Source organism: Microcoleus sp. B7-D4, assembly GCF_036705125.1.
In the GTDB taxonomy this organism is placed as follows: Bacteria; Cyanobacteriota; Cyanobacteriia; order Cyanobacteriales; family Microcoleaceae; genus Microcoleus.
This window is the reverse complement of sequence record NZ_JAUBTT010000116.1, coordinates 2,223-8,735: the sequence shown is the minus strand read 5'-3', so window position 1 is coordinate 8,735 and position 6,513 is coordinate 2,223. Positions and strand designations below refer to the sequence as shown.

Sequence of the window (6,513 nt, the reverse complement as noted above, 5' to 3'; positions counted from 1 at the left end):
AATTGCGAGATAGCCGGATTGCGCGATCGATCTGGTTGTTAACACCAAAGATCGATCGCCCCTAAAGCCTTTTTGTTCTTCCTATTTACTTATCAGGGTGAGCTCGGTAGTTTTATGCAAAACTCTCAAGTTTTTTTGGTCGAGTTTGGCAAACACTGGGTGAAAGTACGGAACAACGGGTGTTTTCGGGATTTAAGGGCGATCGAATAACGCGCTTCCCCACATTCCGGCAGGGAATGAATTCCCCGCCTCATAGCCAAAGTCCTCTCAAAGAGGACTGGTAAATTCTTCAGTCGTCTTCAGACGACTTTCGCTTTGAGGCAGGGGTTTCAACCCCTGGCGGAGTTCGGAATTGCGAGATAGCCGGATTGCGCGATCGATCTGGTTGTTAACACCAAAGATCGATCGCCCCTAAAGCCTTTTTGTTGTTCCTATTTACTTATCAGGGTGAGCTCGGTAGTTTTATGCAAAACTCTCAAGTTTTTTTGGTCGAGTTTGGTAAACACTGGGTGAAAGTACGGAACAACGGTTGTTTTGCGGATTTAAGGGCGATCGCCCCTAAAGCCTTTTTGTTGTTCCTATTTACTTATCAGGGTGAGCTCGGTAGTTTTATGCAAAACTCTCAAGTTTTTTTGGTCGAGTTTGGTAAACACTGGGTGAAAGTACGGAACAACGGGTGTTTTCGGGATTTAAGGGCGATCGGTGTTACGCACTGGTGATCAGAAACCGGGTTTTTCGCAGAATACTTCGTTACAAACCTGCATAAATCGCAAAAACCCGGTTTATGCAGGTTTTGATGCGTGTTAACAAAAATTCACATCTAATTCAACGGCCCAATCCACCGCACAGCAAGACTTTCAACCATCTGCTCAAAAAAACTTTCAGAATTTCGCATAAATTCCCCCAACTTACCCTGATAAGTAAATGTAGGAACAAAGTTGCGGCCGCACTGAACTATGACTGATAAATCCAACCCCTCCGAGGGGGAAGACCACTTATCTGACGAATCCGATGCTGTTGGGTGCTCAGTAAAATCGGAAAAGTTCGATCGAGATCCCGCCCACCAGCAAATCGTCGAACTCGTCACCAAAGCTTGCCAGCATCCCCCCGGCAGTCCCCAGCGAGGTCGTTTCTTGCATCGACTGATTCTAGAGATTCTCAAATCGGGCAAACTCTGGAAAGAACACACACCTTACTACAAAGAGGCACTTAACAAGACATGGATCTATCTGTCTCGGAATTTATGTGAAGCTACCACAGCAAAACGACCTTACGATCCCGAAGAAAGCCTGATTACGACTTGGTTAAATCCCTATCTCCAAAAGCGGCTGTTAGATTGTCGTCTGGCCGAACAGAAAGCAAAGCAAAATATAACAGATCGACGGCTGGTTTCTTTAGATGATGAAGATGATGACGGTCTCAAGCCAAGTGAAAAAATTCCTGCTACTCCCGATCTAACTTTCTATATGGAAGAGATTCTAGAATGGATTGAGACCGATCCAACTGGCGTGTTGAAAAGCAATCACCTTCCCAGAAGACCGGATATAACTTGCCAAGTTTTGTTGCAGCGTAAATGGTCATCCGGTCAAAGCATGGAACAACTAGCAGCAGAGTTGAACTGTGCGCCTTGCACTTTGTATAAATTGCTCAAGCTTCAATGCCTCCCTCTGCTGCAAAAATTTTGCGAAGACCAAGGATATCAACTAATATTACCAGGAGTAACACAAAAATGAACAATAACAGTATCGAAAACCAATCATTCCCAATGCCAATTACCCAAAAGGCAATTCGTCTAGCATGGCAATTTGCTTCGGAACAGCGTCACCCCCAAAGAGTAGAACAGATTTATCTCAACACTTTAGCTTTGCTCGCAGTTCGGGATTACTTAACAATCTTGGATATTGAAACTGACTTGACTCAATGCGATAGCTGGAATCCAGTAATTAGGATGTTTGAGGATACGGCAGATTTGTATATTACAGGGTTGGGTAAAATTGAGTGTCGCCCAATTAGGAGCCCAGACCACAAGGGAGAAAATGGCAATAAAAATTCATCTGTGAATTCCCCAGAAATGTGCCATATTCCTATCGAAGCTAGGGAGGAACGCATTGGTTATATTGTAGTAGAAATTGATCGGGATGAAAAGGAAGCAAGATTGCTGGGATTTTCCCCGACTGCTGAGACGGGGGAATTAGTATTGAGCGATTTAGATTCCCTGGATGACTTCTTGATTCACCTGGAACATTTGTCGGAATCTCTAGAACATTTATCTGAATCTAACGTCAATCTGCGTCAGTGGTTGGAGAATATTTTTACATCCGATTGGGAGTCGGTTGAATCGATATTTGATCCACAGCCGGATACTTCCCCGGTGAAAATAGAAAATCCGGTTAAATCTAATTTAGGCCATTGGTTTAAGAATGTTGCAGAAACAGGTTGGCAGAAAATTGAGCAAGGTAAAAAAAATTTAGAACACCTTATTTTTCCTGACGATAACCCAAGTTTTGTATTCCGAGGAGGTGGTAATTCGAGAGTCGAATCTGCCTCGCAGAGGCGTCAAAGCAGCATAAACAGGTTTCCCGAAGCTGATGTGACGCGGGCTAAGTTGATTGACTTGGGAATGCGTTTGGGAAGGACGAGTGTTGCTTTGTTGGTGGCTATTGCCGAAGAGGACGATCGCACTGTCAGAGTTCACGTCCAGTTGCATCCGGCGATCGGCGATCGTTATTTGCCTCGTCACCTTAAACTGTCGTTAATATCCGATGCGGGAAAAGTTTTAGATGAGGTTGAATCGACTGTTCAAGATCAGTGTATTTCACTGGAATTTTACGTGGAACCCGAAGAAAGTTTTAGTATTCGACTTGCGCTGGATGATTTGAGCATAACAGAAAATTTTATGGTATGATTTTGCGATTACTGTTACCATAGCAAAGTTATGACCTGGACTGTCATATTGGCTTTAGGGTCTGGAAATCTTCAAGAAGGATTTCCTCACATCACGGCGAAGTTGAAAAACCAAGCAAGACCTATCAGTATTCAATTCAAAGGAAGCTTGCCACCAGCACCAGACGTTGAGGTGCTGCACAGAAGATGGAAAGCTGTTTGTACCGGACTGCAATCTAGCAGAAGCGCTGCTCGAATTAAAGTCAATTATGCAAGCACAACTCACATTTCTGAAAGCAATCCTGATGCTATATATCAAGGTTTAAAAAAAGAGATACAAACATGGCTGAAGACTGACCATTTTTACAGCAACATAGAGGTAAATCTCAGGACACAAATCGGCAATCCCTCGGAAGCTGTTGTTCAAATATTTCTAGAGTGCGATGATTCTCAGATTTCGGAGTTGCCTTGGGATGCGTGGATTTTTCGCGAAGAGTACCGCCACAGTGAAATCATCCGCAGTCCGTCAGAGTATACAATACCTCCTCAACAGGAAACTAAAGGAGGAACATATCTATCTTCGCGAGGTAGAATTCTATGTGTTTTAGGTAATAGTAAGGGAATAGATGTTAAAAAAGATAAAAGGATTATTGAAAAATGTTTGGGCGAACGCTGTCAATTAGAATTGCTGGATAACCCGACACCGGAAGAATTTAACGATCGCCTTTTTGATGAAAAAGGCTGGCAAATTTTATTTTTTGCCGGACACAGCGATAGCGATGATAATGCTACAAACGGACGGCTGCATATCAATCAAAATCCTGGCAACAATACTATCAAAGTAGAGGATTTAAAAATAGGTGTAAAGCGAGCGAGTTTCAAAGGTTTGCAGTTGCTAATCTTTAATTCCTGTTCGAGTTTGGGATTGGCGGCGGACTTGGTGGCCCAGAACTACCCTTTGCCGTCGATAATTGTGATGCGCGCACCAATTCCCGACCAAATTGCTCACGATTTTGTGAAGTCTTTGTTCAAATATTTAGCCGATGGAGAGCCTTTGTTTTTGGCAGTGCGAAAAGCTAAGGATGATTTGCTGCGCTGGGAATCTCGATTTCCGGGCGCTAGCGGGATTCCGGTACTATGTCAGCATCCAAATTTTGAGGAACTAACGTTACCGGGAGGTGGCGCAACTAAATCTTTAATTTCAGCGGCAGATGATGTGGCGGGCGATCGCCCCAATAACCAATCATTAATTCTTCCAATTGATTGGATGCAGCGGGCGGCAAAAAGTTTAGGCATTACCGCTATCAGTTATATGTTAATGGGCCCGATACTTGGCCGCGTTGTGAATGAAATAGGAAAAACCAGCCACCGTCAGGGTCAACTATTGATCGCTGAAAAATGCTACCAATTAGCAACTTTACTAAATTTAAATTATGCCACACCTCATTATAACTTAGCTGTGTTGTATGAGGACTTGAATGAAAAAGAACACGCGCAAAAATTAATGAAGGATGCAGCGCGGCGGGGTTCTGCTGAGGCGAATTCTCAAGTATCTCGATCGCTGATTCTCAACAATCAACCTCAAGAAGCTTTAAAATTTATTGCTCGCTGTTTAGAACACACTGAATATGACGGAGTAAAAGCCGCTTGTTTTAAAAATCGGGGTTGGGCGCGGTTTAAACAAAAGCAATATGACGCTGCTGAAGCAGATTTAAGAATAGCAATAGGATTCAGAGGCGATAGCCCTGAAGCTCAATGCCTTTTAGCACAGGTTCTCGAAATCAAAGGTAAGCCGCAAGCAGCCTTAGAAGCCTGGAATCAGGCGCTTAAATATTCTGATTACCGCGTGCCGAAACAAGATGAATGTATGCGAATTGCCCAGCAACGTTTACAAGCAAAAGGAAATATAAAGTGAAAATCAGGATTGCAGTTTTTATAGCTTTAAGCTCGATCGCAACTACTGCACTAGCAGCGAGTAACAGAATATCCAACGGACTGATTATCCATAGTAGCGGGGAAGTTGCGATCGAGCGCCAAAACGGCCGAATTGTCCGCCCTACCAGCGGTACGCCGCTTTATCCGGGAGACACACTGCGAACAGCACAAAACGCACAACTGACGATCCAGTGTGCAGATTTGGGAATTAAGTCGATCGCACCGGGTGAAAATCAATTGAATAGCTGTTTGTTAGCCAAAGAAGAGTCGAAATCTGATTGCAGCACCGACTTGATTAAATGTCCCGATCGCGGCGACGATAAAATTGCTTGGAATAGCGCGCCAATTCCTTATATAATCAGTCCGCGGCGGACGAAATTGCTCGACAGCAAGCCAATTTTGCGGTGGAATCCGGTTGCTGGTGCGACTAGCTATAAGTTGAGCCTCCGCGAAAATGGAGCGAAATTAAACTGGCAAATGACTGTTAGCGGTACTGAAGCTGTGTATCCGGGAGAACCAGCGCTGAAACCGGGTGTTAGATACCGATTGATTGTCGAGGCGAATACGGGTGTTTCTTCCGAAAGTGCTGTGGGAGAAGGAGATACAGAGTTTAGCTTGCTGGATGAGAAGCAAGTTGAGGCTGTTAAGGATGCGGTTGGGGCGATCGACAAACAAGTACCTAACGAAAACGCCAAAAAATTAGCAATTTCTAGCGTTTATCTTAACACAAACTTGATAGCCGAAGCAATAGAAATTTTAGAAAATATACAAAAAGCAGGAGTGGAAACACCGCCAATTAATCGAGCCTTGGGCGATATGTATCTGGAAAAGCTACAACTGGTTCCCCAGGCTGAAGTCTACTATTCCAAGGTGATTAATACGGCGAAACCTGACGATATTGAGGAGTTGACAGCGGCTCGATACGGATTGGGGCAAGTTCATTCAGCGATGAGAAATAATCTGGAAGCTATGAAATATTTGCGAATGGCAAAAGATGGATATACAACTTTGGGAGATTTGCCAATGGCGGAAAAGGTAGAGAAGCAATTGCGAGATTTGCAAAGGAGGGAACAGAGGAAATAGTAAATTGCTGATGAATCTACGCTCGCAATAACCAAAATTCGTAGGGGCGGGTTCGCGACTAATTTTGTCACCCAAAAATAATGTTTATAAACCCGCCCCACCCAACTAATAACCCCAAACAACATCAATTCGTAGGGGCGGGTTCGCGAGGGATTTTGTCACCCAGAAATAATCTTTATAAACCCGCCCCACCCAACTACTAACCCCAAACAACATCAATTTATATGGTTAAATTCAATTAATTATTAATATTTGGGTGGGGTGGGGGCGGGTTTTTACGATCCGTCGTTGGGTGTCATATATTTCGGTGAACCCGCCCCTACAGGATTGTGATATTATAATCTATTGGTAGATGAATCTACGCTGGCAATAACCAAAATTCGTAGGGGCGGGTTCGCGACTAATTTTGTCACCCAAAAACAATTTTAATAAACCCGCCCCCACCCAACCAACAACCCCAAATAACATCAATTTATATGGTTAAATTCAATTAATTATTAATATTTGGGTGGGGTGGGGGCGGGTTTTTACGATCCGTCGTTGGGTGTCATATATTTCGGTGAACCCGCCCCTACAGGATTGTGATATAATATTCGATATTGTATTGATTAC

Annotated in this window: 5 protein-coding genes; all 5 read left to right on the top strand. The window is 43.7% G+C overall.

The window, feature by feature from the left end; translation table 11 throughout:
• The first annotated feature begins 464 nt into the window (after positions 1 to 464).
• Positions 465 to 719 (top strand): hypothetical protein, encoded by a 255-nt coding sequence (locus QUB12_RS32200; RefSeq protein ID WP_333310310.1) that lies wholly within the window; start codon positions 465 to 467, stop codon positions 717 to 719.
• 237 nt (positions 720 to 956) lie between these two features.
• Positions 957 to 1,733, top strand: coding sequence for a sigma-70 family RNA polymerase sigma factor (locus tag QUB12_RS32195; RefSeq protein WP_333146934.1), 777 nt, complete (start codon positions 957 to 959; stop codon positions 1,731 to 1,733).
• The gene (locus QUB12_RS32190) at positions 1,730 to 2,905 is read left to right on the top strand and encodes a DUF1822 family protein (RefSeq protein WP_333146936.1); all 1,176 of its coding nucleotides are present in this window, start codon (positions 1,730 to 1,732) and stop codon (positions 2,903 to 2,905) included. Before QUB12_RS32195 ends, QUB12_RS32190 begins: the two co-directional genes overlap by 4 nt.
• A gap of 30 nt (positions 2,906 to 2,935) precedes the next feature.
• Complete coding sequence (locus QUB12_RS32185) at positions 2,936 to 4,798, top strand: CHAT domain-containing protein (RefSeq protein WP_333146938.1); 1,863 nt, start codon at positions 2,936 to 2,938, stop codon at positions 4,796 to 4,798.
• The gene (locus QUB12_RS32180) at positions 4,795 to 5,901 is read left to right on the top strand and encodes a hypothetical protein (protein ID WP_333310308.1); all 1,107 of its coding nucleotides are present in this window, start codon (positions 4,795 to 4,797) and stop codon (positions 5,899 to 5,901) included. Before QUB12_RS32185 ends, QUB12_RS32180 begins: the two co-directional genes overlap by 4 nt.
• Positions 5,902 to 6,513 lie beyond the last annotated feature (612 nt).

Coding starts and splice junctions, on each gene's coding strand:
- QUB12_RS32185 (WP_333146938.1), top strand. CDS start 2,936: ATGACCTGGACTGTCATATTGGCTTTAGGGTCTGGAAATCTTCAAGAA.
- QUB12_RS32200 (WP_333310310.1), top strand. CDS start 465: ATGCAAAACTCTCAAGTTTTTTTGGTCGAGTTTGGTAAACACTGGGTG.
- QUB12_RS32190 (WP_333146936.1), top strand. CDS start 1,730: ATGAACAATAACAGTATCGAAAACCAATCATTCCCAATGCCAATTACC.
- QUB12_RS32195 (WP_333146934.1), top strand. CDS start 957: ATGACTGATAAATCCAACCCCTCCGAGGGGGAAGACCACTTATCTGAC.